This window comes from Aquiflexum sp., from assembly GCF_977115555.1.
Window position 1 is genome coordinate 1 of record NZ_CDSBKL010000505.1, and the last position, 2,565, is coordinate 2,565.

The 2,565-nt window shown below is 41.1% G+C and carries 4 protein-coding genes; all 4 read left to right on the plus strand.

Going from position 1 to position 2,565, the window contains the following annotated elements:
* Positions 1-62: 62 nt before the first annotated feature.
* The 4 genes from ACZFYI_RS18850 to ACZFYI_RS18865 all read left to right on the plus strand — a co-directional run bounded on the left by ACZFYI_RS18850 (position 63) and on the right by ACZFYI_RS18865 (position 2,325).
* Positions 63-536: an N-acetyltransferase family protein gene (locus tag ACZFYI_RS18850; RefSeq protein ID WP_462525665.1), complete on the plus strand. Its 474-nt coding sequence runs from the start codon at positions 63-65 to the stop codon at positions 534-536.
* A gap of 79 nt (positions 537-615) precedes the next feature.
* Positions 616-1,086, plus strand: a complete 471-nt coding sequence (locus tag ACZFYI_RS18855; RefSeq protein ID WP_462525666.1) for an antitoxin Xre/MbcA/ParS toxin-binding domain-containing protein — start codon at positions 616-618, stop codon at positions 1,084-1,086.
* 8 nt (positions 1,087-1,094) lie between these two features.
* Positions 1,095-1,553: an RES family NAD+ phosphorylase gene (locus tag ACZFYI_RS18860; RefSeq protein WP_462525667.1), complete on the plus strand. Its 459-nt coding sequence runs from the start codon at positions 1,095-1,097 to the stop codon at positions 1,551-1,553.
* A 13-nt stretch (positions 1,554-1,566) separates the two neighbouring features.
* On the plus strand, positions 1,567-2,325 hold the full coding sequence (locus ACZFYI_RS18865; RefSeq protein ID WP_462525668.1) for an SDR family NAD(P)-dependent oxidoreductase: 759 nt from the start codon (positions 1,567-1,569) through the stop codon (positions 2,323-2,325).
* Positions 2,326-2,565: the final 240 nt, after the last annotated feature.

Sequence of the window (2,565 nt, forward strand, 5' to 3'; positions counted from 1 at the left end):
CCCCATAGATCCAAATATATAAATTGATTTTTTGCCTTTGTGTTTTTTGGTAATTTTCCAGCATGTATACCATCAGAAAAGGAAAAATAGAAGACCTTCCAAGGGTTTTGGAACTGGTCAAAGAACTTGCACTTTACGAAAAAGCACCTGAGCAAGTAACCAACACATTGGAAATGATGGAAGAAGACGGATTCGGGCCGAATCCCATTTATGGACTTTTTGTAGCTGAAAAGAATAGCACTGGTGAGATCATTGGCATCTCCATATTTTACTACCGCTACAGTACCTGGAAAGGGAAGCGGCTTTACCTGGAAGATATAGTGGTGACTGAGTCTGAAAGAGGCAATGGTGCGGGCAAATTGCTATTTGACCGTACGATGCTGAAATGCATCGAAGCCAATTGTACCGGAATGATGTGGCAGGTTTTGGATTGGAATACTCCTGCAATCAATTTCTATCAGAAGTATGGTGCTGACCTCGACAGCGGTTGGATCAACTGTAACCTACAATCAGAAGATATTAAGAAGATTCTGTAAATTTATTGCAAATGCAATATAATATTATTGCAAATAACAAAATCTTATTATCTTTGAAGAGGATATCAATGGATCAGCTATGACCATCAGTTACACTTATACACTCTCAGGTTATCGGGATACATCCGATGTGCCGGATTTATTTGCTTCCCAATACTTTTTCAAAGCGCCAAGTGATAAGGTTGCGGAGCCAAGTGCTTATATGGAGGTCTCGATGTCTTTTGCAGATACCAAGCCGTTATTTGACTATTTGGGTTACAGTCAGCATGATGTGTCAGAGCTAATGGAAGTGGATCCAAGCACACTATCCCGTTGGAAAAAAGAAGACAAAATACTGACCCGATTGCTGACCAAAAGTATCATGGATATGGATAAAATAGTATTTAAGGGAATCCGGATTTTTGGATCTGAGGTATTGTTTTCTGAATGGCTCCACACCTCAAATATTTCATTGGGAGACCGGATTCCTGCTGATATGATGCGGGATCCTTATGGATTGGAACTGGTAGAGGAGGCATTGGAGGCTATGTCTTGGGGTAATTTTATGTAATCTCCATTTTGAAATACTACCGACTTATAGAAAATCTGCCCGGAAGAAGTCCCTTGGGTTTTGGGTTGGGGGCAGGTAGATGGAATCCTTATGGCACACCTTTGATTTATGCCTGCAACCAAATTTCCCTTAACTTTTTGGAATTGCTCAGCATCAAAGGTCCCACTGTAAGCCGAGCATCATGGTCCTTGGTTACCATGGATATCTCAGGGGAAATCCCTTATTTGGAACCTTCTGACTGGCCTTCAGATTGGAGAAGGCGTCCACATCCGATCAGCACACAGCAATTGGGAAATTACTGGGCGAGACAGATGGCATCTGTTGCTTTACAGATACCCTCCGGAAGGATTCCTGCAAGTTCTTTTCCCAATGAACATAACCTCTTGATCAATCCTTTGCACCCTGATTTTACTCAAACAGTCAAATTGGTATCTCAGGAAACCGTAAATTTTGAAATCAATTATTAGAATTTTATCCTTTATGAAAATCGACCTGAGTAACCATCGAATCCTTGTCACAGGAGCTTCCCGTGGTATAGGCGCAGCCATCGCCTCCCAACTTTCAAAATCAGGAGCTGAGGTTTTGCTTCATTTCAACAAGAATATCACTGAAGCAAAAAAACTTCAAGATTCTTTACCAAACCCTTCCCACCTTGTACCCTGTGACTTATCTGAACTAGAATCTGTCAAAGGGTGGATTCCGGGACTCATCAAAACATATGGAAAAATCGATGCTGTGGTGAACAATGCCGGTATCGCAATCGGAATTCCAGACAATGCTCCCACCGCAGAATGGATGGATGTCTGGCATAAAACCATGGATGTCAATATCCATGCCTTGGCCATTATCAGCAAGGAATTTATCGAGCATGCCCGTCAAAATAAAAACGGGAGGATTGTAAACATTTCTTCCCGTGCGGCATTTAGAGGAGATACGCCTGATTATCTGGCTTACGCTGCATCCAAAGCCGCTATCGTGAGTTATACCAGATCGATCGCCAGGTATTATGGAAAAGAAGGAATCAAGGCTTTTATTATTGCGCCGGGATTTACAAGGACTGACATGGCACAGGATTTTATGGACCAATATGGAGAAGCTTATGCTTTGAATGATATCGCGCTCAACCAACTTACCGAACCAAAGGATATTGCCCCGATGGTGACTTTATTATGTTCAGGTCTCGCGGACCATGCCACAGGGTGTACGATTGATATCAATGCCGGTTCTTATGTACATTAAATGATATAAGGTTGATATAGATGGAAATAAATTGATATAATGTTAGAACCCATCGCGTTATTCAAGGCGATCAAATGCTTGAATTTGATATTGCAATTTCCTTACTCTTCCAAAATAGTGTAACAATAAAGTTTATTCCCTTGGCAAAATATAACAAAGACACCCTATCACCGGAACTGATTAGATTATTGAAAATCTTCGGAATAGGATCTTTTATTTTTGTTTTGGTGATGTCCTTTT